The 24,857-nt window shown below is 50.3% G+C and carries 24 protein-coding genes; 23 read left to right on the forward strand and 1 reads right to left on the reverse strand.

Going from position 1 to position 24,857, the window contains the following annotated elements; genetic code table 11:
* Window positions 1-2 precede the first annotated feature (2 nt).
* Window positions 3-761, reverse strand: a complete 759-nt coding sequence (locus tag CZ787_RS02245; protein WP_087105739.1) for an NRDE family protein — start codon at window positions 759-761, stop codon at window positions 3-5.
* A gap of 140 nt (window positions 762-901) precedes the next feature.
* Here CZ787_RS02245 and CZ787_RS02250 point away from each other — a divergent pair, with 140 nt between their 5' ends.
* The 23 genes from CZ787_RS02250 (at window position 902) to CZ787_RS02360 (ending at window position 24,566) form a co-directional block, all read left to right on the forward strand.
* Entirely contained in the window at window positions 902-2,077 is a 1,176-nt protein-coding gene (locus tag CZ787_RS02250) for a response regulator (protein WP_087105741.1), read from the forward strand.
* Entirely contained in the window at window positions 2,074-2,871 is a 798-nt protein-coding gene (locus CZ787_RS02255) for a sulfite exporter TauE/SafE family protein (RefSeq protein WP_087105743.1), read from the forward strand. The genes CZ787_RS02250 and CZ787_RS02255 overlap by 4 nt, the downstream gene beginning before the upstream one ends.
* Before the next feature lie 56 nt (window positions 2,872-2,927).
* Window positions 2,928-3,716, forward strand: coding sequence for a prolipoprotein diacylglyceryl transferase (gene lgt / locus CZ787_RS02260; RefSeq protein WP_087105745.1), 789 nt, complete (start codon window positions 2,928-2,930; stop codon window positions 3,714-3,716).
* Window positions 3,717-4,201: 485 nt separating this feature from the next.
* Window positions 4,202-5,029, forward strand: coding sequence for a thymidylate synthase (locus tag CZ787_RS02265; RefSeq protein WP_419866531.1), 828 nt, complete (start codon window positions 4,202-4,204; stop codon window positions 5,027-5,029).
* Window positions 5,026-5,565, forward strand: coding sequence for a dihydrofolate reductase (locus CZ787_RS02270; protein ID WP_087105747.1), 540 nt, complete (start codon window positions 5,026-5,028; stop codon window positions 5,563-5,565). The genes CZ787_RS02265 and CZ787_RS02270 overlap by 4 nt, the downstream gene beginning before the upstream one ends.
* A gap of 21 nt (window positions 5,566-5,586) precedes the next feature.
* Window positions 5,587-6,387, forward strand: a complete 801-nt coding sequence (locus CZ787_RS02275; RefSeq protein ID WP_087105749.1) for a ProQ/FINO family protein — start codon at window positions 5,587-5,589, stop codon at window positions 6,385-6,387.
* 264 nt (window positions 6,388-6,651) lie between these two features.
* The gene (locus tag CZ787_RS02280; RefSeq protein ID WP_087105751.1) at window positions 6,652-7,773 is read left to right on the forward strand and encodes a porin; all 1,122 of its coding nucleotides are present in this window, start codon (window positions 6,652-6,654) and stop codon (window positions 7,771-7,773) included.
* 379 nt (window positions 7,774-8,152) lie between these two features.
* Window positions 8,153-9,469, forward strand: a complete 1,317-nt coding sequence (locus tag CZ787_RS02285; RefSeq protein ID WP_087105753.1) for a polysaccharide biosynthesis C-terminal domain-containing protein — start codon at window positions 8,153-8,155, stop codon at window positions 9,467-9,469.
* Window positions 9,470-9,490: 21 nt separating this feature from the next.
* Window positions 9,491-10,165: a WecB/TagA/CpsF family glycosyltransferase gene (locus tag CZ787_RS02290; protein WP_087105755.1), complete on the forward strand. Its 675-nt coding sequence runs from the start codon at window positions 9,491-9,493 to the stop codon at window positions 10,163-10,165.
* A gap of 3 nt (window positions 10,166-10,168) precedes the next feature.
* Window positions 10,169-10,810, forward strand: coding sequence for a glycosyltransferase family 32 protein (locus CZ787_RS02295; protein ID WP_087105757.1), 642 nt, complete (start codon window positions 10,169-10,171; stop codon window positions 10,808-10,810).
* A gap of 62 nt (window positions 10,811-10,872) precedes the next feature.
* Window positions 10,873-12,156, forward strand: a complete 1,284-nt coding sequence (locus CZ787_RS02300) for an O-antigen ligase family protein (protein ID WP_087105759.1) — start codon at window positions 10,873-10,875, stop codon at window positions 12,154-12,156.
* Window positions 12,157-13,563, forward strand: a complete 1,407-nt coding sequence (locus CZ787_RS02305) for an undecaprenyl-phosphate glucose phosphotransferase (RefSeq protein WP_087105761.1) — start codon at window positions 12,157-12,159, stop codon at window positions 13,561-13,563. It abuts the gene before it with no gap.
* Between the two features lie 9 nt (window positions 13,564-13,572).
* Window positions 13,573-14,583 carry a UDP-glucose 4-epimerase GalE gene (galE, locus tag CZ787_RS02310; protein ID WP_217883832.1) on the forward strand — a complete coding sequence of 337 codons (1,011 nt, stop codon included), beginning with the start codon at window positions 13,573-13,575 and terminating at the stop codon, window positions 14,581-14,583.
* A gap of 193 nt (window positions 14,584-14,776) precedes the next feature.
* A complete protein-coding gene (locus tag CZ787_RS02315; RefSeq protein ID WP_087105765.1) occupies window positions 14,777-16,042 on the forward strand; it encodes an O-antigen ligase family protein in 1,266 nt (421 codons plus the stop codon).
* A 180-nt stretch (window positions 16,043-16,222) separates the two neighbouring features.
* Window positions 16,223-17,290, forward strand: a complete 1,068-nt coding sequence (gene rfbB / locus CZ787_RS02320) for a dTDP-glucose 4,6-dehydratase (RefSeq protein WP_087105767.1) — start codon at window positions 16,223-16,225, stop codon at window positions 17,288-17,290.
* Between the two features lie 42 nt (window positions 17,291-17,332).
* Entirely contained in the window at window positions 17,333-17,644 is a 312-nt protein-coding gene (locus CZ787_RS02325; protein ID WP_087105769.1) for a four helix bundle protein, read from the forward strand.
* A complete protein-coding gene (gene rfbD, locus CZ787_RS02330) occupies window positions 17,641-18,576 on the forward strand; it encodes a dTDP-4-dehydrorhamnose reductase (RefSeq protein ID WP_087105771.1) in 936 nt (311 codons plus the stop codon). Before CZ787_RS02325 ends, rfbD begins: the two co-directional genes overlap by 4 nt.
* A 31-nt stretch (window positions 18,577-18,607) precedes the next feature.
* On the forward strand, window positions 18,608-19,492 hold the full coding sequence (gene rfbA, locus CZ787_RS02335; RefSeq protein WP_087105773.1) for a glucose-1-phosphate thymidylyltransferase RfbA: 885 nt from the start codon (window positions 18,608-18,610) through the stop codon (window positions 19,490-19,492).
* Window positions 19,492-20,040 carry a dTDP-4-dehydrorhamnose 3,5-epimerase gene (rfbC, locus tag CZ787_RS02340; protein WP_087105775.1) on the forward strand — a complete coding sequence of 183 codons (549 nt, stop codon included), beginning with the start codon at window positions 19,492-19,494 and terminating at the stop codon, window positions 20,038-20,040. Before rfbA ends, rfbC begins: the two co-directional genes overlap by 1 nt.
* 313 nt (window positions 20,041-20,353) lie before the next feature.
* Window positions 20,354-20,764, forward strand: a complete 411-nt coding sequence (locus tag CZ787_RS02345; protein ID WP_087105791.1) for a DVU3141 family protein — start codon at window positions 20,354-20,356, stop codon at window positions 20,762-20,764.
* A complete protein-coding gene (locus CZ787_RS02350) occupies window positions 20,764-22,515 on the forward strand; it encodes a polysaccharide biosynthesis/export family protein (protein ID WP_087105777.1) in 1,752 nt (583 codons plus the stop codon). Before CZ787_RS02345 ends, CZ787_RS02350 begins: the two co-directional genes overlap by 1 nt.
* A 137-nt stretch (window positions 22,516-22,652) precedes the next feature.
* Entirely contained in the window at window positions 22,653-23,462 is an 810-nt protein-coding gene (locus tag CZ787_RS02355; RefSeq protein WP_087105779.1) for an ABC transporter permease, read from the forward strand.
* A gap of 3 nt (window positions 23,463-23,465) precedes the next feature.
* Window positions 23,466-24,566 carry a chain-length determining protein gene (locus CZ787_RS02360; protein ID WP_087105781.1) on the forward strand — a complete coding sequence of 367 codons (1,101 nt, stop codon included), beginning with the start codon at window positions 23,466-23,468 and terminating at the stop codon, window positions 24,564-24,566.
* Window positions 24,567-24,857 lie beyond the last annotated feature (291 nt).

Here is a 24,857-nt window from a genome sequence, read left to right on the forward strand (position 1 = left end):
CACTATATGGCCAGGGTCGTTTCGCCTTTGAAACGACCCATGGGCCCAAAGCGTTGCTCGGTGATGTCTATATGGCCTTGGTGATCAAGCGTTAACCAGCTCGTGGCGCGCGTGCCGTAAGTCTCGCCCAGAATAAACGCAGCAGAAAGCCTTCGCTCAAGCGCAAGCTCAACACCTGTCTTGGGTAGCTGGGAGTCCGGCGCTTGTTGAGCATTATGCAGCGCTTGGCTCAAAGGGGAGCGCCAGTTATCCGGCGAGCTTTGCGCTAGTGCTTCTCGCACGCTTTGCACTTTTGGCCAGGGAGTGTTCAATTCCGCATTGGAAAGGCCATGCACGCCGGGCGGCACATCGCAGAGCGTAATGCCGTGCTGGCCGCGATGGAGATACCAAAGTCGCTCTGTGGTGGCGACTAACAAATTAAACCCTGCGTAGCGTTGAGCTTTATGGTGAGCAAGGTCGGTTAGCCACTGCTCAATATTGCTGCACTGAAGCGCATTAGCGACAAGTTCGCCTCGACTGGGCGCATCGGCTGGTGTCATCATCGCAAGGTCGCGTACATTGGTAAGCGCCGCGACTCTGCCGCCTCGTGTGGCAGCAAGCCATGAGCCGCCTGCTTCAAGGTCACGCCCGCCTAAAATGGAGGGTGCATCATCCCAATAGCCTAAAGGCGCCGTTGGCCGGACATGAAGTTCATCACGATTACCTGCCAAGCGTAAGGGCAGCGCTGTGCCAGGTTGCCAGGCGAATGCCATCAAGCACATAGTGAGTCCTCAGCGTTGGTCATTATCAACAAGCTCAGCATGACAGCTTAAGGGCATCGTCGTACACTTGTGCGAGTAACGTAACACTCATCACCTCATCGGGGTGAATTGTCTCTAGCCAATCAGGAAGGCGCGAACGCATGCAACGCAATCGCGAAGAGCATTTCTGGAACGCCATCATTTGGCCTATTCTCTGGCCAATATTGCTTATCCAGGCAGCGTTAATCGTGCTGTGCATGCTGGTTGGACTCGCCGTTTGGTGGATGTCGCCTACACAGGCGCCATGGAGCACCACCTTGTGGATGGCGCTTGCACTGCTATTGGGCAGTTCCATGAATGTATCCGCCTTTCTGATGCTGGTTAAAGTACGCACAAAACAGGAAGAGGCCTATTTTATACAGGAACTGGACGAGCTTGAACGGCATAGTGAGTCGCTGCGTTTTAGTGTCTTGCAAATGTTGCCTGACAAAAAGCACACCCTGCCTGAAATCAGCAGGGCGCCTGTTCGACCGCTGAGACGCCTGGCCCAAATGAATGAAATGTTTTCAGGGCTTGGGCGCTATATTGAAAGCGCTCAGCGATCACGCCACCCCACCGAGCAAGTAAAAGAAGATCAGGCACTGCTGGATGATATTCACCATCAACAGCAGCAGTTAAAGCGACTTGCTGCCGGGCGTGACCGGGCTCGAGAAGAGTCACGTTTAAAATCAGGTTACTTAACACTGCTTCAGCGTGAAACTGATGACTTGAATGAGCATTTAGGACGCATCCTGGAAAGTGACGAATGTTCGCAGTGTCGCCATCAGGTCGTGGATATCCGTGAGCACTTGGCGGATGTGCGCACGTTGCTGACCAATCTGGTTTATCAAAGTGTTAATGAAGATGACGTGACACCTGCCAATACAGTATCAAACCACGTTTTACGCGTGCTTGTGGTTGATGATGGTCCGGTTAACCTGATGCTGGCGCGGCAAATGCTGGAAGTTCACGGGTTAGATGTCGAGGGTGTAAGTAGTGGCGAACAAGCGCTTGAGCGCCAACAATCTACCTCGTTTGATTTAGTATTTATGGATATTTTTATGCCTACTCTTGATGGCTTGGAAACCACCCGGCGCTGGCGGGCTTATGAACAGGCAAGCGGAAAGCGCCCTAGCATCCTGATTGCGCTAACGGCCAATGCGGACAATGCAGGCATTGCCGGATGCAAAAAAGCAGGTATGAATGACTTGCTCACCAAGCCTTATCAACCTGAAAAACTACTGGGAATGATTTCCAAATGGCTGCCCGATAGCGCAATCAAGGCACTTGGCCAATGAGTGTGATGTCTATCTTGCTGGGTTACTTAGCCTTGGGCGCGGCTGCAGGTACGATGGCGGGGCTCTTTGGTGTCGGTGGTGGGATTATTATCGTTCCGGTGCTGGTCGTTGCATTTGGCCTGCAAAACATACCGCCAGAGATCACCATGCATCTTGCCGTAGGCACGTCGTTGGCCACTATTGTCATCACCGGGGCCTCCTCTGCGCTGGGGCATTTTCGTCAAGGAAGTATTTATCGGCCCTGGTTTCTAGCGTTGCTCCCGGGTTTGATGGTGGGCGCCATTGGCGGCGTGTTTATTGCGGGTAGTCTTTCGGGTGGCGTATTGGGCACGCTCTTTGGCATCTTTGTTCTGCTGTTAGCAACCAAGATGGTTTTTGGTCTATCGCCCAAGCCAGACTCTATTGCCCCAGGAAAATTTGCGATGGTCGTGGCCGGCGGTATAGTAGGCGCCATATCCGCTTTATTTGGCATCGGCGGCGGCGCAATGACGGTACCATGGTTGTCTCGGTGTGGGGCCACCATGACACAAGCCGTAGGTACCTCTGCTGCATGCGGGCTGCCTATCGCATTAGTGGGCGCCATTACCTTTATTGTAATGGGGTGGGGTCATCCCCTCTTGCCTGCCTGGGCCACCGGGTTTGTGATGTGGCCTGCTTTTTTTGGCATTGTCGTCACCAGCGTGCCATTTGCGCGTGTTGGCGTTCGCCTGGCCCATGTGCTACCTGCTCATGTATTAAGGTTGTGCTTTGCGCTGTTGTTGGCCGTGGTCGGTCTACGCTTCGTTTTGGCTTAACCGATGTAGTAATGGTCATAGTAACTTTCTTCTTCCTCCGTAATTAGAGTATTTCAATGATTAATTACCCAGCAATTGATCCTGTGGTGTTCTCCCTCGGGCCGCTTCAAGTGCATTGGTACGGCCTTATGTATGTCGTGGGGTTTATCGCCGCGTGGTGGTTGGGCTGTCGGCGAGCTTCTCGGATAGGGCTTACTAAAGACGATATTGGTGACCTGATATTCTACTGTGCGATAGGTGTGGTCGCTGGTGGACGGCTGGGGTATGCACTTTTTTACGGATTAGGGCAGTGGTCGGCTGACCCGCTATGGATCTTCCGGGTGTGGGATGGCGGCATGAGTTTTCATGGCGGATTGCTCGGTGTGCTGCTGGCAGCCTGGTGGTTTGCGCGCCGCAAGCAGCTTGCCTTTTTTACCCTGACGGATTTTATTGCTCCGCTGGTTCCCATTGGTTTGGGCGCTGGTCGAGTGGGCAACTTTATTAACCATGAGCTTCCCGGGCGAGTAACATCGTTGCCGTGGGGGATGCCGTTCCCCGGGATGGGGCCAGAGCCACGCCATCCCTCAGCGCTTTACGAAGGCCTGCTTGAGGGGTTGGTGCTGTTTGTGATTTTGTGGTGGGTATCTGCCAAACCTCGCGCGCGAGGATTTATTTCAGGGCTGTTTTTACTCGGCTACGGCGCATTCCGCTTCCTGGTTGAATTTGTCCGCATGCCCGACGCGCATATTGGCTATCTTGCATTCGGATGGGTCACCATGGGAATGTTGCTGACAGTGCCCATGGTCGCGCTAGGATTAGTGCTTATGGCATGGTCACGCTCGCAACCGGTGGATGCCAAGGTATAAACGTTAGTGGTGAAGTAAGCGCCAAAGCAACGGCGCGTACACCCGAATAATCAAAAAGTTAGCCAATTTGTAGCGCGTGGTAAGCGCAGCGCACCCGCGGGAGCACCGCGCAGCGGTGCAAGGGTAAAGGAGGTGCCAATGGGCGTCGTTCCGCCACCTCCCGCGGGTGCCTTGCCGTTCGTTCCTCACGACGCGTTACCACGCGCCACATTTAAATAATCAAAGCGTTAGGTGAAATTGTAGCGCGTGGTAAGCGCAGCGCACCCGCGAGAGCACCGCGCAGCGGTGCAGGGGTAAGGGCGCAAGGGTAAATGAGGTGCCAAGGTGAACGAGGTATCAATGGGCGTTGTTCCTTACGCCTTGCGGATGCTTCATCAGTCATTAACCCCTCGCGCTAGACCCTCGCAGCCAAGCGGCCTAGAATACGCCTCTATATAGCCTGCAATTTTGGAAACTCTGTGACTGTTACCACGCCTACATCAAATATGACGATGAATGCCAGCGCTCAACCTGCGCTTGAACAGCCGTATTTGGATCTAATGCGCACTGTGTTGGAGCATGGCGTAGACCGCGACGACCGTACCGGGGTGGGCACGCGCTCGGTGTTTGGTCATCAAATGCGATTTGATTTATCACGCGGCTTTCCACTGATAACGACGAAAAAGCTGCATTTGCGCTCTATTATCCATGAGCTCTTGTGGTTTCTGAAAGGCGATACCAATATTGCCTATTTACAGCAAAACGGCGTACGCATCTGGGACGAATGGGCGGATGAACACGGCAATCTTGGCCCTGTTTATGGTTATCAATGGCGCAGCTGGCCTGGCCCTAAAGGAGGCAGCGTCGACCAAATTGCCAACGTATTGAAGCAAATTCGTACCACACCACAGTCGCGCCGGTTGATAGTCTCTGCCTGGAATCCTGCTCAGGTTGATGAAATGAAACTACCGCCTTGCCACTGTCTGTTTCAGTTCTATGTAGCAAATGGGCGCCTTTCCTGCCAACTTTACCAACGCAGTGCCGATATTTTTCTTGGCGTACCGTTCAATATTGCAAGCTACGCGCTACTGTTGGCGATGGTGGCGCAGGTAACGGGGCTTGAGCCGGGAGAGTTTATTCATACGCTGGGGGATGCACATCTCTATAGCAACCATTTTGAGCAAGCGAAAGAGCAGCTCACGCGTGAGCCGAAAGTACCGCCTCGGCTGGTGCTGAATCCTGAGGTGAATGATCTATTTGCATTTACTTTTGATGATATTCACATCGAAGCGTATGACACCCACCCCCATATAAAAGCCAAGGTAGCGGTATGAGCCTTACCAGCAATGAATTTGAATCTTTAGTCCCTGTTGCCATGATTGTAGCAATGTCCAAAAACCGTGTTATTGGTGTGGATGGTAAGCTGCCTTGGCATCTTCCGGAAGATCTTAAATTCTTCAAACGTATGACTCAGGCAAAACCGTTGGTCATGGGGCGCAAAACCTACGCCTCCATTGGCAAGCCGCTGCCGAATCGGCTTAATATAGTCGTAACGCATAATAATGAGTTCGCACCTGATGGTGTTCGCGTCTGTCATGACTTGCCCGCCGCTTTGGCACTGGCAGACCAGCAGGCAACGATTGATGCGGCTGAAGAAATTATGGTGATGGGGGGAGGAGAGATCTACCGCCAAGCGCTACCGTTTGCACAGCGGCTTTACATCACAGAAGTAGATATTGAAGTGGTAGGTGATGCTGCATTCCCCGCATTGGCAGCAGGTGAGTGGCGGGAAGTGCAGCGTGTGGCTGGAACACCTTCTGAAGGCAAGCCAGCGTACGATTTTGTAGTTTATGAGCGCACTGCTGACTAAAAAAAGGTCAAAGGAGAAGGTATGGCCGCCAGCGTAATGCAGTTATTAGACAGCCTGGAGTCGCGCCTTGAGCAGGCTCAAGTAGAGTTGCAAGCCCTACGGCGGGAGAACGTGCAGTTAAAAGAGCAGCTCGCAACGCAAGCAGTTACGCAGCAACAAACGCCCGACGATTCCAGTGCGCCGAGTCAAAAAGCAAACACGGATGGCGTGCATGAAGGCACAGAACAGGTGACATTGGCTCAGCCTACGGTTGAGCCGCCCCGCCCAGTGTCAGCAAATTCAAATCCCGAAGCAGATGTAGCTGAAGCCCTGGCTGCTCATGATGCGCAGCCACCGTCGCCTCATGCCCTTCTAAAAGAGTGGTATAAGCGTTACCCGGATACCTTTTTCAAAGGCCACACGAAACCCTTAAAAGTCGGTATTCATCAAGACCTGGCGGCGCGCGAGCCCTGGTCAGGAAAGCTGATTCGCCGCGCCTTGGCTAATTACGTGAATTTACCGCGTTATTTAAAATCAGTACGTGAAGGGGTAGAGCGTATTGATCTGGATGGCCAGTTGGCCGGAAAGGTAGATAAAGAAGCAGCTTTGCACGCTGCGGAGAAGCGTAAGGCTAAACAAAAAAGAGTAGAGGCAACAGAGCGTGTAGAGCACACGCCACAAGGAAAGCCCTTAGAAAAAAAGAGTGCCCACCTCTCAATACCGGCGATAACGACGCAAACCATCCAGGCCAAGGGTGAAGAGGCGGATAAGGTTAGACAAGAAAAGCCGTTGAGCATGGAAGATAAATTAAAAGACCTACAGCAAAGGTTCAAAGCGCGCTGAGACCTGATTACGCTGGTGGGGTTCCTCAAAATTGCTTATTTCATAAAAAAACACTGTTTTTTTTATTGCGTTAACTGAAATCCCGGTATAGAGTTTGACGTGCGAGCATTGGACTATAACAAGGTTTGTTTGAGGATGTGCCACATACCACTGGGAAAAACCAGAGGATGAGAAAACGAGCACGGCCCGCGAGCCAACTGCTGAAGGCCCATATAAGCCCGGCAGCTACGATCGAAACAGTAAGCTAGTTAAGGAACCTATATCATGAAAAAGACACTTTTAGCGACTGCTATCATCGGTGCCCTGAGCGCCACGGCTGCCGCTCAAGCAGCTACCGTATATGACCAGGACGGCACCAAGCTGGATATCTATGGCCGTATTGGTCTGGGTGTTGAAGGTGGTGGCGCGCAGTACAACAATGATGGCGAGCGTATTAACCGTAGCGCTGAATTCGTCAACGTTGGTTCTCGTCTTGGTCTGCGCATGAGCCAAGCGATCACTAGCGACATGACCGCGTTTGGTCGTCTTGAGTGGCGCTTTAAAGCCAACAGCCGGGAAGACGCTGATAGCGGCTTTGACGAGCTGCGTCAGAGCTACTTGGGTATTCAGAGCCAGCAGTACGGTACCTTCCAAGCGGGTAACTTCGATAGCTTCTACCTGCAGTTTGTTTCCCAGCCGTTCGATGTTTACATCAACAATGGCCTGCACTTCGCTGGTAACGGCAAACAGTCACGTGGCGACTCCATTGGTTACTACACGCCTGAACTGTCTGGTTTCACTGCCTTCCTGCAGCTAAAAAACTACAGCGAGCGTGGCCTGCGTGAAGTTGGTCAGCCGGATGGCGTTGTTCTTGATCGCGGAGACGGCGTTGTCTCTGAACAAGGTAACGTTATCGCACCGCAAGGTGGTGTTCGTTATGAGAACGGCCCTGTTACGGTAGGTCTGGGTTTTGTTGAAGACGTACGCCGTGGCGGCGGTAACGGTGAAATGATGTACGGCCTGATCGGTCAGTACGAGTTCACCGACCAGTTCTCTGCACGTCTTGGTTACGAAAATCGTCAAAATAATAACGACCAAGGCTACAAAGATAGCATGCGCGCGAAAGACGAAAATGGCTACAACACTGTTGGTTTAGGTGCTACCTACACCACTGGTCCTTGGGCATTCACGGGTGACTTCTACAACATCAACCGTGACGGCCAGGACAGCAGCAAAGCTTGGTCTCTGGGTGGTTACTACAAAGTTTCCAGCGCTATGGACGTGTTCGTGGAAGTTAACGATAACGATGCCAAAGCTGGTAGCGGCAGCGACAACAGCACTCGTCGTCAGGTTGATAACCTGACTGATGATGCATACTGGCTGACAGGCGTTCGTTACTTCTTCTAAGCCTGGTTTAATAACCTTGCTTTGAGAGTAACCTGCCTAGCAGACCTAATAGAACCGGCCTCTTTTGAGGCCGGTTTTTTTATACTTTTAAAAAAGAACCCTCATCGGGAGACTTCAGCTAGCTCAGAAAAATTTGTTTCGTAAGCTTTAGTCTGTTGGCGAGTAAAGAAGTTATCAATAAAGCGGAAGTGCAAGCGTCGAGCCTTTCTAGCTCGTGCATGCGCTCTATAAAAAAAAACCGGTTGTTCTTAAGCTTTATTAGCGGCAGGAGGGTAGGTTATGATACTTGGTTCAAACCCGTGACCATAATGCTCGAAAAAAATATGCTATATAAAATATGTTGCTTAATTACCTGTCGATAACTTTATAAAGAGTACCTATGAGTTTGGTTAAAAATCAGTTATTAACGACATTTGCTGCGAGAGGGGTGGCCGCGGGTGGCACTTTTTTACTCTCCTATGTGCTCGCTACACGAGTAAGCGTTCAGGATTTTGGCTCTTTCATGATATGTTTTTCTATTATGATTGGCTTACAGGTGTTTGCCAGTATAGGTACTGATAGAGCAACACTGAAATTTATGGGCGTTGCACTTTCAAATAATAGCAGAAACGAAGTGCGTTGGATTTATAAGCAAGCTTTTATTATAAATCTGATAGTTAGTGCTTTGTTGGCTATCTTGTTATGGCTATTGGCACCTATCGTATCCAAGTGGTTCTTTTCTACCCATGATTTGGGGGTATCAAGTTTAAGGATAACTGCGTTTGTTTCACCTTTATACACCATTATTTACCTATGTAACTTTATTCTAAAGGGGTGGGGAAGAGCTAATGTTTCATGCTTATTTGAAATAGGCTGCATCTCAATTGTGCTTAGCCTCATGATTGCCATTTTTACAATGCTATTAGAAGTTACATTAAATGTTGTTCATTTAATGTCGATGTTGTCAGTCGTGCTAGCAATATACCTATCAATTGCGGTTGGGTTGGTAATAAGTGTTTATAAGAGAAGTGGTCTTCTTTCTACAAATAAAATAACATTTAATAAAAAGTTTTATGGTAGTTTGCCTGATTTTTTATTGGTAGGTGTTATATTTTTTTATACTCAATGGGGGTTAAGCATTGTTCTAGGCCTTTTTGAAACCGAGCGTCAAGTAGCGATATTTAGCCTTGGCTTAAGAGTAGCAATGGTCGTTGGGTTTATTCTAACGGTGTACGACAGTATTTTGGGGCCTCGGTTTTCGCGCTTGCATCATGAAAATGACCTACAAGCCCTAAAGCTGCTGGGGCAAAAAAGTGCTCTGCAGATGTTTTGCTTTTCACTTGTTCCTTCAATTGTTTTTTTGGTGTGGCCCGAATGGATACTATCCTTTTTTGGTCCTGAATATACCTCAGGTGAAGGTGTATTACGTATTATGGTTATCGCGCAGTTAGTCAATGTAATGACAGGCTCGGTTGTGTTGTTTTTATTAATGACCGATAATCAAAAAGCAGCAAGAAGCATTCTCGTCTATTCAGCGCTGGCGGCGGGCGCCGCTTCTGTTATTTTAATTCCGAGGCTAGGTGCAGAGGGCGCCGCATACTCACTTCTTTTATGTTTGGTAATACAAAACTTTCTGGCTGTGTATATTGTTCATAAAAGGTTTGGTTTTATTATTATCGATTGGCGTGATGTTTTGAACTTCCGTAGGAAGTGTTAATTATTAACCAGGAATACGGTGATGATCAAAATAGAAAAGAAATTCCTTTTTAAGTTGGGAGAAAATTACAGCTTTATAAACCCATACTCGCTTGGCGTAGTATGCCAGTCATTGACGGCATCAGAATGTCAGAAGATAAAGTTTCTGGCTGATGGTATTGCAATTGTTATCTATGCTCGATTGTTCAAAAAAAAATCTATTAAGCGCACTAGTTTTGATGATACCTCCTTGGCACCCATTGTTTTTCAGTATGCCTGTCATAATAATTTATCTATCGCTCTGGTCGGAGGAACACCAGAAAACATTCGACAGGCAAAAAGTTTGCTGGAAAATAAATATCCTGGCTTAAGGATACTGTTTTCTGAGTCGGGCTATTTTGCTAATCAGGACGCCTATCAAAGCTGCCTGGATAAGGTCGTATCTGCTGATATTTTGATTGTAGGTATGGGAGCAGGAAAACAAGAACAAGTGTTGCTAGATGCTCGTGCAAAGGGGTGGCAGGGGACTGGCTTTACCTGCGGTGGTTATCTGGACCAGATAGTGCAAGCACGTGGCGATGAATACTATCCAAGGCTTCTAAATAAACTTCATCTGCGTTGGCTTTATCGTCTATTAAAAGAGCCGCGCCGCCTGTCAAAGCGCTACTTTAAAGACTATCCTTATTTTTTAATCAAATTTGGTAATAAAATAGAGTAATTTATGATACCCAAGAAAATTCATTATTGTTGGTTTGGTGGGCGTGAAATGTCCTCATTGTATAAACAATGTGTTGAGACATGGCGCCAAGCTATGCCTGATTTTGAAATCATGGAGTGGAATGAAAGCTCTATCGATAGTACCCACCCCTTTATCGCTTCCTGCTTGAAAAAAAAACAGTGGGCGTTCCTTTCAGACTATATGCGGATGGTAGCGTTGCGTGACCATGGCGGGGTATACCTCGACGTAGATATTGAAGCCGTTAAAAGCGTAGCACCTCTATTAAAGCATGACTGCTTTCTAGGTTATGAAGATGAAGGTCGGCTCAATACTGCTGTATTGGGAGGTATAGCGGGCCACCATTTTTTCCATAATGCTATTGATCTTATTGAAAGCCGGCACCGCAGGAACAAACCTTTCCTGATAGCGCCAGAAGTGGCCAATATATGTGTGGAGAAAGATGCATCAGGTATTGAACTGTTACCCTGGCCTTGCTTTTATCCTTATAATCCCTATGCCAAGGTACATGATAGAAAGCAGCTTATGTATAGCTATATAGAAAAAAATACTTATTTAATACACCATTGGGGCAAAGGCTGGAAGATGAGCTTTGCAGAAAGACTTAAAAGAAAACTATTTAAGTAGTTGAACGACTGTGCAAAAGGACCTGTTTTCAGAAAACTAACTACTCAGGAAATGAGAGTTGAATGAAAAAAATTAATGTAACATTAATGTTTCTGGGAGGCTGGTTTTTTTTAAGCGGCGGAAGTATTGATGATAGAATTTTATCATTTTGGCAGCAGTATAGTTTGATGCTTATTATATTGGCATACTTTGGTATTCTAATTTTCGCCAGAGGTATCGTTTTAAGCCCTTGGGTTTTTCTTTTTCCGGCCCTATTTGTCTATATGTTGGTGACTGGTTTTTTTGTTGGCGACGTAGGAATGGAAGTAATCAAGGTCATCGCTTATAGTTTTGTTGTTGTGATGGCTGCTTTTACGGCTAATAAGTTAACATTGCTGGCGTTTCTTGAAACGCTGGTTGTGTCACTTTTTTTATTACTAATAGCCAACATCGCTGTGTCCGAGTTTTTACCCCATATTGGGTTAGAAGTTGGAAAGTTTGAAGGTGACTGGAAGGGTATTTACGATCAGAAAAATGCACTGGGAAGAGTAGGCGCACTGCTGATGGTATTCTCTATGCTGCTAATGTTTTATAGCAAGGATCGAGCTGTACAGCTGTATTCTCTTTTTGCCTTGGTATCTGCTGTCATCGTCACCTTAAATACAGGGTCACGCACTGGTCTGGCTACAGGAGTGTTAGTCGCTTTAATTACGTTTGCGTTCGGGTTGATATATTATGTGCTGAAAAGCAACTATTTATATAAAAAGGCATTTATAACGATCCTGGCTGCAGAGCTTCTAATAGCCTCTTTACTTATCGCTATGAATATAGAAGTGATTGATTTATTTTCAGGTGATGATGGGATTAGCATTTATGGTAATTTTTTGTCTCTAACGGGACGTCTTACTATTTGGGATTTTGCGCTCACACATACAAATGGCGTGCATTTTTGGTTTGGTTATGGATTGGATGGCTTTTGGACAAAGGAAAACTTTTACTTGTTTGGCCCGATTCAGGGGATGGGAGATTTTTTTCCGGAAGATGCTCATAACGGCTATATTGATATCGTTGTTCAGGGTGGCTTTTTAGGGGTGGTTTTATACGGGATTATATTTTATTTAATTATGAAGAAATTTATAAAAAATGATAATTTAGAATTTAAAGAAGTGATCGTTTGCTTCGCATTTTTAATGCTTTTTTTGATCTCAAATATAACTGAGTCCTACACAACAAAATCCACTAATATAATTGGTTTTCTATTTGTGTATATATCAGCCTTTGTTTTTTTCAACGATAGCTATGGCAAAAAAAATCACATTTCCCCTTTGGATTATATTAAAAAACACCTTAAATGGGATGGTGAATAAATGGGTGGCGCAACTAATCGACAAAAAAAAGGTATAGCCTTCTCAGAACGCTTCCCGCCAAAAGTCATATTCCCAGTGCTGGATATACTGATTATTTTTCTTTGCGGGGTAGGGGTCTATCTGCTGAGGTTTGACACCATCGCTTTGCATGAACGATATGTTCTCGCTTTGACATGTATATCGCTAACAGTCGTAATGGTTAATAGCTCCACAGGCAGCTATAAACGTTGGCGCGTATCCTCCACGATAGACTTACTCAGTAAGTTACTATTTGTATGGCTTGCCGTGGGGATCGTTGTTACATCAATTATATATTTTGCAGATGCGTCGGAGCGTTACTCTCGGTTATGGGTGGGGTTCACGCTGCTGAGTTCCTTTATGCTGGCCGCAATCGCCCGGGTGCTTGTGCAGCTTGGCCTGCATAGTATTCGTCTTCGTGGAGGGGCTCGACGGCCCATATTTTTAGTGGGCCCTGGTCAAAACGTGCTTAAGGTTGCCAAAGGAATGAGGGCCGCTGCTTGGGAAGGGCACTCTATCGCAGGGGTAGAGCGCTTTCATACAACATCAACCCCTACGGATAATCAACTAAGAAACATATCGAATAGGATTGGCCGCTCTGGCGCCGCTGAAATATGGATTTGTGCTCCGCTGGAGATGGGCGAAACAGTACATGCTCTGTTTTATGCGCTCAGGAACCATACCGAGGATATTCGACTAATTCCTGACTTTAAAGATATGCGTTTGCTGAATCATCGTACTAGCGAAATGGCTGGGCACTTGGTGATTGACCTGAGTGTGTCGCCCATAAACGGCATGGCACGTTTTTCTAAACGTGCTGAGGACATTGTGTTGGGTACACTCATTACGCTTCTGATTTTGCCGGTATGCGCCGTTATCGCCGTGATCATTAAGATGACATCGCCAGGACCTGTCTTGTTTAAACAGTACAGAACTGGCTCAAGCGGTAAGATTTTTAAAGTATATAAATTTCGCTCAATGAAGGTTCATAAAGAGAAGCGGGGGGTCGTGACCCAAGCGACCAAGGAAGACAGCCGCCTTACGCCGATAGGTGCTTTTCTGCGTAAAACCTCATTAGATGAATTACCGCAATTTTATAACGTGTTACAAGGAAGAATGTCGATAGTTGGGCCACGACCACATGCACTCGCCCATAATGAGTATTACAAAGAGCTTGTCGAATCCTATATGCGGCGCCATAAGGTAAAACCCGGTATTACGGGTTGGGCGCAGGTCAATGGGTTAAGAGGCGAAACTGATACATTGGAAAAAATGCAAAGACGCGTTGAGTACGACTTATGGTATATCGATAACTGGTCCATCTGGCTGGATTTGAAAATTATCTGTATGACGATTTTTAAGGGATTCAAGCATAAAAATGCGTATTAACGAGATGTTGTGATGATGTTGTTAACGGGCGGTGCAGGTTATATCGGCTCTCATATCGCCGTAGAACTGCTTCATGCTGGCATTGAAGTGATTATTGTCGATAACCTTTGCAACAGTAAACACAGTGTTATCGAGCGTATAAAGACGATCACACAGCGCTCGGTTTTATTTTACGAGGGCGATATCCGCGATACTGCTTTTTTGGCTTCTGTCTTTGCTGAAAATTCGATTGATGCGGTGATTCATTGTGCAGGCTTAAAGGCAGTGGGAGAAAGCGTCCGCATGCCTTTGGCTTATTATGAAGTCAACGTCTATGGCACGGTATGTTTGTGCCAGGCCATGCAGCAAGCCAACGTCAAGAAGCTGATTTTTAGCTCATCAGCAACCGTATATGGACCCGAGTCAGAGGTGCCTTACCTGGAGAATATGCCAAGAGGTATCGCGGCAAGCCCATACGGCGTTTCCAAGGGAATGGTTGAAAAAGTACTTGAAGATTTGCACACAAGCGACCCGGATTGGTCTGTCGTTCTGCTGCGCTATTTTAATCCTATTGGAGCACACCCTACAGGGCTTATTGGTGAGTCTCCCCAAGGGGCGCCTAATAATTTGATGCCCTATATCAGCCAGGTAGCAGCGGGAGTGCTTCCACACGTCATGATTTTTGGTAACGACTACCCAACCCCGGACGGCACCTGCATGCGTGACTATCTGCACGTTGTCGACCTCGCCAAGGGGCACCGTGCTGCATTATGTGTATTGGAGGCGCCAGGAGTGAATTACTACAATTTGGGTACTGGGTGTGGAACCTCGGTACTCAATATGGTGCAGAGTTTTATAGAGGTAACGGGGGTCAATATTCCTTATCAATTTGCGCCACGACGCCAGGGCGATCTTGCTGCTTTTTGGGCTAATGTCGCTAAAGCCGAGGAGGATTTGTCTTGGCACGCTGAAAAATCACTCGATGAGATGTTGTTAGACACATGGCGCTGGCAGCAATACGCGATGGTTAACCATACCTGAACCTAAAAAGAGCAGATTCTCTCCCGCGAAAGTCCGTGGGCATATTGTAAGGCTGCAAGCCAAAAAGCGGCACGGGGTGCTTGGGGAGCACGCATGCTTTTCTTGGACAGGTTTTAATTGTGGTAGCATTCGCGCTCTTTCTGCTGCCGTTTATAGCAGCGCTTATCGAAGGGTGCTTGTCTTGAAGCCTGCAATGAATATGCACGACCCCTGTGCGTCTCGCTCGTTTTCTGTGATGCTAACGGATGCCGCTGTTTTCCTACTGGTCAGCATTGCACTCATTATTCCCAGCGGTTACTCACTAGGTGCCGCTGTTTTAATGCTAGCGGGTCTTTGCTTATTGTTGCGTTGGCACCTCCCAGCGCTTGCCCGTGAAGACTGGCTGATTGTGGCAGTGTTATGCGCTTATGCACTAGTAGGTATGGCCGAAGCGTTATGGGATGGACAAGGCAGTAGCGGAATCGATAAGCCTGTACGCTTTATATTGGCCGTGCCTGCACTATGGTGGGTGCTACGCTACCCGCCCCATTTAAGTGTTGTATGGACCGGTATTGCGTTAGGAGGAATAAGCGCAGGAAGCTGGGCAAGCTGGCAAAAACTGGCCGAAGGTATTGAAAGAGCGCAAGGGTTTACGCACGTTATTCAGTTTGGCAATTTAAGTATGCTGTTAGGTGTGCTCTGCTTAGCGGGGCTGGGGTGGGCGCATGCCCAGCGCCAGCATCGTATTCTATGGATAACGCTGCTCTTTGCCGGTTTTTTTGGCGGTGTGCTTGGGTCGCTTTTTTCTGGTAGCCGTGGCGGCTGGGTAGGTTTTCCCATCGTTTTACTTATACTCTACCGCGCTTACGGAAGCCTCTTTGTTACCTGGATGAAGCTCGCCATTGTTGGCACTGTTATAGCAGCGGGCCTGACTGTTTACTTGATTCCTCAAACAGGGGTTCAGGATAGGGTGCACTACACCTTTTACGATCTCAATAATTATATAAGTGGTGAGAACCGCACTAATTCGTTAGGTGCTCGCTTTGAAATGTGGCGGGGCGCCAGTCATTTAATAATGGAAAAGCCACTCACAGGGTGGGGCACGCAAGGCTACGTACAGGCAATGCAAACACTGGGCGAGCAAGGGATTATTGAACAGCAGGTCACTCAGTATGGGCACGCGCATAATGAATTTATAGACGCGTTTGCAAAGCGGGGCGTACTTGGTTTTGCCGTGCTGTTAGCGCTTTATCTAGTACCCATGCATTTATTTGCCAAACAAATAAATGCAAAAGATTTAGCGACGCGTGCGGTTGCAACAGCGGGCGTGCTGCTACCGGTTACCTTTATGGACTTTGGATTATCGCAAGCATTTTTAACGCACAACAGCGGCGTAATGATGTACGCGTTCTTGCTGGCTGTGCTCTGGGGGATCTACGCTAATCAAACGCAAATGACCCGTCAGGCACCAGTGTCGTAATCGGGTTTCTTGCCACTATTACAGAGTGTGCTGGTTACAAGCCTACGCCTAGCCTCCCAGGCGCTTGGCTTTTTACATCTATGTGTCGTTGCTAAAGAGCCTACATGCCAAAACATTTGGCTTGAAGCGCAGGCGCATGCATAACGGTGAATCATTAAATTGACCTTTTGTGAAGAAACTATGTCTACGAAAACTTTTTTAATAACAGGCGGCGCGGGCTTTATTGGCTCGGCGGTTGTGAGAGCACTTATCAAAAAGACCGAGCACACGGTCGTCAATGTCGATGCGTTAACCTATGCCGGTAATTTAGAGTCGCTAGCAGCGGTTGAAGGCAGCGAGCGCTACGCTTTTGAGCAGGCCGATATTGGTGATGCATCGCGTATGGCGGCTATTTTTGAGCGCTACCAGCCGGATGTGGTGATGCACTTGGCGGCAGAGTCGCATGTAGACCGCTCTATAGATGGCCCAGCGGCATTTATTCAAACCAACATTGTGGGCACTTACACGCTGTTGGAAGCGGCTCGTCATTACTGGAAAGGCTTGCAAACAAGCGCACCGGAAAAAGCCTCGGCGTTTCGCTTCCATCATATCTCGACCGATGAAGTGTATGGCGATTTAGAAGGCCCGGAAGACCTCTTCACCGAAGAAACGCCGTATGCGCCCAGCTCGCCCTATTCGGCCAGCAAGGCAAGCTCGGACCACCTGGTGCGCGCTTGGCACCGTACCTACGGCCTGCCGGTACTGTTAACCAACTGCTCCAATAACTACGGGCCGTACCACTTCCCTGAAAAGCTGATCCCGCTGATGATTTTAAACGCCCTGGCGGGCAAGCCGTTGCCGGTATATGGCAATGGCCAGCAGGTGCGTGACTGGCTGTACGTAGAAGACCACGCCCGTGCGCTGGTAAAGGTCGCGACGGAAGGCGTGGTAGGCGAAACCTACAACATCGGCGGCCATAACGAGAAGGCGAACCTTGAGGTGGTCGAAACCCTGTGTGATTTACTGCAGGAACTGGTGCCCGCTGAGCATTGTTACCGCGATTTGATCACCTTCGTACAAGACCGCCCAGGCCACGACCTGCGCTACGCGATTGATGCCAGTAAAATCGAGCGCGAACTTGACTGGCGCCCAGAAGAAACCTTTGAAACTGGGCTGCGCAAAACCGTTCAGTGGTACCTTGATAACCGCGCATGGTGGCAGCGCGTGCAAGACGGCAGCTACCAGGGCGAGCGGTTGGGTAGTTTGTGAAGGGTGTAAGCGCTTCGCTTGTAAGGTGAGAGGAGAGAGTTCGTGAGAAAACATCAACAGCTTCGCGCATGGCAACAAGCCATGGATCTTGTTGTGTTGATTTACTCAATGACCGCTAACTTTCCTTTGACTGAGCAGTGCGGACTTACGAGTCAAATGCAGCGTGCAGCCGTATCCGTAGCAAGCAATATCGCGGAAGGGGCAGCTCGTGGATCGCTCAGTGAGCTTGAAACGCAGTGCCAAATTGCCCAACGGCTAGGGTATACGGCTGATATTTCAGCTCTGGAAATGGCGATTAACGCACTATTTTCTCAGCTGGGCGGACTCATTAAGCACTTGAAGGCTTCATTATGATATCTGAACGCTCACTATTAACCCCTCACACTTCACCCCTTACAATTCTTGTGACTGGCGGCAATGGCCAGGTTGGGTTTGAGCTCAAGCGCCAGTTGGCAACACTGGGTCATGTGCTGGCGCCCGGCAGAGCGGCGCTGGACCTTTCCGATGCCGATGCGGTTGCGGCGTATTTAGCAACGCATCAGCCCGATGTGGTGATCAATGCGGCGGCTTATACGGCGGTGGATAACGCTGAGTCCGACCAGGCAATGGCTGAGCGCCTGAATACGGCGCTGCCCGCTCAGTTGGCTGAATACTGCCAGCAGCAGTCCAAATGGTTGATTCATTACTCTTCCGATTATGTATACACCGGCCAAGGCAGTGCACCCTGGCAGGAGAGTGACGCCACCGGGCCGTGCAACGTCTATGGCGCGACCAAGCTTGCCGGTGATGAAGCGGTGATGAATAGCAGCTGCCAACACCTGATCTTTCGTACCAGTTGGGTCTACAGTGCTTTTGGCAAAAGCTTTTTAGCCACCATGCTTCGCCTGGGAGCGGAGCGTTCGGCGTTAAGCATTATTAATGACCAGATGGGCGCGCCGACGCCAGCACGTTTGATTGCGCTGGTAACGCAGCAGGCGCTAACGAGGTTGCTAAGCGAAGGTGCCACCCTGGCCAGCGGGGTGTATCATTTGGCACCGCGTGGCGAGACCAGTTGGCATGGCTTTGCCTGTGAGATTTTTAAGGCGGCAAAGCAGTGCGGTCTACCGTTGGTCATTACGCCTGATGGCGTTTCGGCTATTCCAACCACGGATTATCCGACGCCCGCTGCGCGCCCGCTGAACTCGCGGCTATCCGTTGATAAACTTGAAAAAGCGCTAGCAGTACAGCTGCCGGATTGGCAAAGCCAACTGGCACTGACAGTGGAAGAAATAGCCCGCTCGCGTTAACCGCGCAGCCATGAGCAAGGAGCAAAAAGCGATGCAACGTAAAGGCATTATTTTGGCAGGAGGCAGCGGTACACGCTTGCATCCAATTACACGCGGTGTTTCAAAGCAGCTACTGCCTATTTATGACAAGCCAATGATTTACTATCCCATTTCGGTGCTTATGTTGGCCGGGATTCGGGAAATTCTGATTATTTCTACACCTGAAGATCTTCCTCAGTACGAAAACCTGCTGGGCGATGGCTGCGCGTTTGGCGTACGGTTTGAGTACGCGGTGCAGCCAAGCCCGGATGGCCTGGCGCAAGCGTTTTTAATTGGTGAAGACTTTATTGGCGGTGCGCCGGTCTGTTTGGTGCTAGGCGATAATATCTTTCATGGGCAGCACTTTTCGGACCAGCTGAAACGAGCTTCTGAGCAGCAAAGCGGCGCCACGGTGTTTGGCTATTTAGTGAAAGACCCCGAGCGCTTTGGCGTGGTCGAGTTTAACGATGATGGCAAGGCGGTTTCCATTGAGGAAAAGCCTGCTACGCCGAAGTCGCCCTATGCCGTTACCGGCCTCTACTTCTACGACAACGATGTGGTGGACATTGCCCGCCAAGTGAAACCTTCAGAGCGCGGCGAACTGGAAATTACCAGCATCAATAACGCGTATCTTGAGCGTGGTGATCTGCGTGTTGAACGCCTGGGGCGCGGCTTTGCATGGCTGGATACCGGCACCCACGATAGCCTGCTGGAAGCCAGTCAGTACGTGCAAACCATCGAGCATCGGCAAGGCCTGAAAGTAGCTTGCCTGGAAGAGATCGCTTGGCAGCAAGGCTGGTTGAGTGATGCCCAACTGCGCGAGAGCGCGAATGCACTGTCTAAAACCGGCTATGGTCAGTACCTGCTGACGCGGCTGGATGCCAAAGGGAGCCTGTAATGCAGATTGAAGAGACCTCGCTACCCGGCGTGGTAGCGTTAACACCCAAGGTATTTGGCGACGAACGCGGCTTCTTTATGGAAAGCTTTAATCAGAAGGCGTTTGAAGAGGCTACGGGCTGCACACGTGAATTTGTGCAGGATAACCATTCGCGCTCCCGCCAGGGTGTACTGCGTGGCATCCATTACCAGTTAGAGCAGCCGCAGGGTAAGCTGGTGCGCGTGGTGCAAGGTTCTGTGTGGGATGTAGCGGTTGATTTGCGTAAACACTCGGCCCACTTCGGCCAATGGGTGGGGGTTGAACTTTCGGCTGAAAACAGCCGCCAGCTGTGGGTGCCGGAAGGCTTTGGTCACGCGTTTGTGGTACTTTCCGAAACGGCTGACTTTTTGTACAAGACCACGGACTATTACCACCCAGCGTCAGAGCGCTGTATCCGCTTTGATGATCGGGAACTGGCGATCCAGTGGCCAGCCTTACCGGTGGAGTTTGCACTGTCAGAGAAAGATCAGGCAGGCAGCGCGTTTAAAACGGCCGAGGTATATGGGTAGCTGCATTAAAGTGGCTGGGCATCGCATAGCATAACGTCGCTCTTGTAGTCAGTGCGGCGTTTGGATGTCGTGTGTTGTGCTTGGCATTACAGGGCATTATTTGCTGAAATGTTGATGAACATTGACATTAGCGGGTCAGCTTAAAATGCGCAGCTAGCAAATACTCTCAAGTGTAGAGACAAACCCACTAATCCCTTACAATGCCTGAGCATTTAAATAGCATTGATTATCAAATTTTATCCGCACAGCGTTGGGCAAGGGAATGCGCCCGTTACAATCCCCGGGCGGTAGCGTGCCTTTTCTGGAAATTATTATGCCAAAGACCTCATTTTTAGTAGTTCGACCGGCTCGCATGCTGCTAGCCGTGTTAAGTATGGCCGTAATAAGTGGGTGCGCTACGAGCTACCCCTCTGGCAGCGCCTCCCAGCAGCAGCGCTATGTCCTTAATGATGACTCCGCAAAGCCCATTCTTGATGAAAGTGTAAACGGCTTTCTGGACCAAACGCCTGCCGGTGGCGTTATCAGCGTGGCTGCAAGCCCATGGGGTGACAATGTCGAAATTGTGGCCGACGAACCCTACTTGGCAGCCAGTGGGCGTGAATGCCGTCGCCTACAAGTGATTGGCATGAGTGGTGAAGCACGCCGCGCGCTGGTATGCAAAGCGTCGTCAGAAGAGTGGGTAAACCAGCGAGTCATAACGCAAACGGCAGAAGGGCGCCTTTAATGAATCTCTTTGAAGCATACAAGCGCGCTTGCCTATCGAAAGCGCTGACTACCGTTTCGCTCGTCTTTTTGGTCGTGTTCTGTGCGCCTGCCTCCGCCCAGATTATCAGCCTGCCGGACGACACCCTTTCAGGCCAGTCAGGCCAGCGCAGCAGTCAGGCGCCATCGTCTCAAAGCCAGCAGCAAGGCCAGGTAGACGACATGCCCCGTGCCGACTGGCGCAGTGGCACTTATGGCCCCATTGCCACACCGCCCCGCGACCCGGATGCGCTGCCCCCCTTTGGATATAACCTCTTCACAGGTGGTTTTCGTGGCGCCATGGGCGATGGCTTGAACGCCGACTACCGCATTAAGCCAGGCGACCAAGTCACCGTGCGTGCCTGGGGCGCGTTTGAGTTAGACCGCGTGCTGCCAGTTGACGCCCAGGGCAATATCTTCATCCCTGGTTCTGGCCCCTTGAATGTGGAAGGCCAGAGTAGCCAAGAGGTCGATAACAGCGTTCGCCGCGCGATTACCTCGGTATACCCTGACAACGTTGAGGTTTACACCAATCTGCAAGGCGTCCAGCCCGTTGCCGTTTATGTAACAGGTTATGTGCAAAACCCCGGACGCTATGCCGGTACGCCCGATGACTCGCTGCTCTACTTTCTTGATCAGGCAGGCGGGATCGAGCAAGACCTGGGCAGCTACCGCCAAGTACGCGTAATGCGTAACGATCGCCTGGTTGCAACGGTGGACCTCTACGACTTTTTACTTAACGGCACGATTGCACGCCCGCAATTCCAGGACGGTGACACTATCGTTGTGGAAGAGCGCGGCCCGGCGATTGCGGTTACTGGAGACGTGCACCGCGAGATGCGCTATGAGCTGACCAGTAACACGCTTAGCGGTGCCGAGCTTTTAAACCTGGCGCGATTGCGAAGCGGTGTCTCCAACGTGCTGCTGCGTGGTCATCGTACCGATGGTCCTATCGCCCACTATTTCCCCGTCGCCCTGTTTGCTGGCCAAACCATTCGCAGTGGCGATGAAGTCACCTTCACTGCCGACCAGCGCAATGAAACTATCGTGGTTGAAATAGAAGGCAGCTACTTCGGGCCTTCGCTCTACGCCTTGCCGCGCAATGCTCGCCTAAGTGAACTGCTTGATGCCATTGCCGTGCCACAAGGGCTTACCGCCGTTGAAAGCGTTTCCCTGCGCCGTGAAAGCGTCAAGGAGCAGCAGGAACAGGCGCTGGAAGACAGCCTACGCCGCCTGGAAACCACCTACCTGGGTGCCACCTCACGCACCGACGAAGAAGCCCAGATTCGTCTACGTGAAGCCGAGCTGATTGAACGCTTTATTGAACGCGCAGGTGAACTTGAGCCCAGTGGCCGCCTGGTAGTCGCGCAAGGCGGCAAGATTTCAGATATCCGCCTGCAAGACGGCGATGTCATTACCATTCCTGAAATCAGCGATTCGGTTCTGATCAGCGGTGAAATCGTGGTGCCCCAGGCCGTGGTGTATCGCCCCGGTCTGAGCGTGATCGACTACGTCAACGGCGCCGGTGGCTTTACCGAGCGTGCCGATGAGAGCCAGATTCTACTGGTGCGCCAAAACGGTGCTGTGGAACACGCGCGTAATTCACCGCTACGCCCGGGGGATGAAATCCTCGTAATGCCCAAGGCGCCGGTACACAACTTGCAGCTGGCTTCTACGCTAACGCAGATCCTCTTCCAGATCGCCGTGACCACGCGCGTCGCGCTGGACCTGTAATGAGTGGTTGGTGAGTCGCTAAGGGGGGCCTTGTAGCGCGCGGTAACGAGCGCAGCGAGGCGCCTGCCGCCCGAAGCCGCACCCGCACATGCAAAAATTCATGACAAACAACACGAACTTAAAGGCGGCAACCCGTCATGGCTGATACTCAAACAGCACGCCGGGGCGCCCGCACGCCTTGGCAAGTGACCCGCAGCGTGTGGTACGCCATGTTCATGCGTGAAGCTATTTCACGCACCATGGCCGACCGAATGGGCTGGTTCTGGATGATCTTTGAACCGGTCGCCATGGTAGGAATCATGGTGGCCATTCGCAGCTTTATCCGTGGTGATCGCTTAGTCGTTAACGCACCCTTTATTCCCTGGATGATTACCGGTTTATTGGGATTCTTTCTGGTGCGTGAAGGGATGATACGAGGCATGGGCGCTATCAATGCAAATAAGGCGCTGTTTGCCTACCGTCAGGTGCAGCCTGTAGACCCGGTACTTACGCGCAACTTTCTTGAAGGGATGCTACGCACCTTTATCTTCCTGATTTTTATTATAGGCGGGCTAATGCTCGACCAGGAAATGTACCCGGATAATGCTGTTCGCGCGATGGCCGCCTGGTTCTCGCTCTGGTGTTTAGGCTTGGGGCTGGGGCTAGTTACTTCTGTTTCCGCAACGTTAGTGCCTGAGGTAGGGCGCGTCATCAGCATGATTTCTTTGCCGCTGCTGATTATTTCTGGCGTCATTCTACCGCTCAACAGCTTGCCGCACTGGCTGCTTGAATACCTGATGCTAAACCCCATCCCGCACGGTTTGGAAACACTGCGGCTGGGCTTTTTTGAAAACTACCATGTGGTGCCTGGCACCAGCATGCTCTATTTCTGGCTATTTACGTTTTCGCTTATTGCGCTAGGGCTTCTTATGCACCTGCGCTTTATTGACCGTTTAAAGGCAAGCTAATTCATGCAATCGTCTCTTCGTCGCTTTGGCACCCAATACCCTCAGTGGGCTATTGCCCTTGCCGCAATACTTTTGGTCTCCTTCTACTGGTTTATTTGGGCACAAGCCCGCTATGTATCCAGTGCAACCGTGGTGCTTGAAAGCCCTCAGGTAGCAGCGCCTGAGATCAGCTTTGCCTCGTTAATGGGCGGTGGTGGTAGTGGTAATACGCATGACCTACTGCTACTGCGCGAATACTTGCTTTCAACTGATATGTTGCGTCAGATGGATACAGCGTTAGGCTTTCGTGAACACTACAGCGAACACGGGGATATTTTTGCCCGATTGCGCGACTCCGGTGCGCCCATTGAAGAGCTACACAAGTATTATCTGCGCCGTGTCAATGTTGAACTTGATGAATACGCAGGCGTACTCAATATCAGCTCACAAGCATTTACCCCTGAATTTGCGCACGAGATGACCGAACTGCTTCTAAAAGCGGGTGAAGACCATATGAACGCCATGGGGCACCGCTTGGCAGACGAGCAGGTATTGTTTCTGGAGCAGCAACTGGTGCGCTTGGAAGAGCGTTTTCGAGCAACCCGCGCGGAGCTACTGGACTTTCAAAATGAGTATGGCCTCGTTTCACCTACAGCCACCGTTGAAGGCCTGAACCAGGTCGTAGCCACGCTGGAAGGCGACCTTGCCCGCCTACAAGCCCAGCGCGATGCCCTGGCCAGCTTCCAAAGCTCGCAATCTGCTGAACTACGCCAGGTAGAGCGCAATATTACGGCACTAAGAGATCAGATCAGCGAACAGAGCGAACGCTTGGCCCAAGCCGCAGGTGGCGCACTCAACCGCGTTTCCGCCGAGTACGAAACACTCGAACTCCAAGCCCAGTTCGCCCAGGAAACCTACTCAAGTGCGCTAGCCGCCTTGGAAAACACCCGATTGGAAGCCGCCCGCCAGCTCAAACAGGTAAGCGTACTGCAAAGCCCGCTATACCCCGAATACCCAACCGAACCCAGGCGGCTATACAACAGCACCGTATTCGCTATCATCACCATTTTCCTCGCCTTCATCCTCAGCATGATCCTCATGATCGTAAAAGATCACCGAGACTGATAGCGGTGAAGGGTGAAGGGTGAAGGGTGAAGGGTGAAGGGTGAAGGGTGAAGGGTGAAAACCAAACCCCTGTAGCGCGCGGTAACGCTTTGCGAGGCACGAGCAAAAGGCACCCGCGAATGGCGGCGGAACGACGCCCGGATGCGCCCCAACGCTCAACCCCGGCACCGCTTCGCGGTGCTCTCGCGGGTGCGCTGCGCTTACCACACGCTACGAAATATCTACCCTGCTGATTGTGTAGCGCGCGGTAACGCTTTGCGAGGCACGAGCAAAAGGCACCCGCGAATGGCG

It is taken from the genome of Halomonas citrativorans (genome assembly GCF_900163645.1).
GTDB classification, from domain to species: domain Bacteria; phylum Pseudomonadota; class Gammaproteobacteria; order Pseudomonadales; family Halomonadaceae; genus Vreelandella; species Vreelandella citrativorans.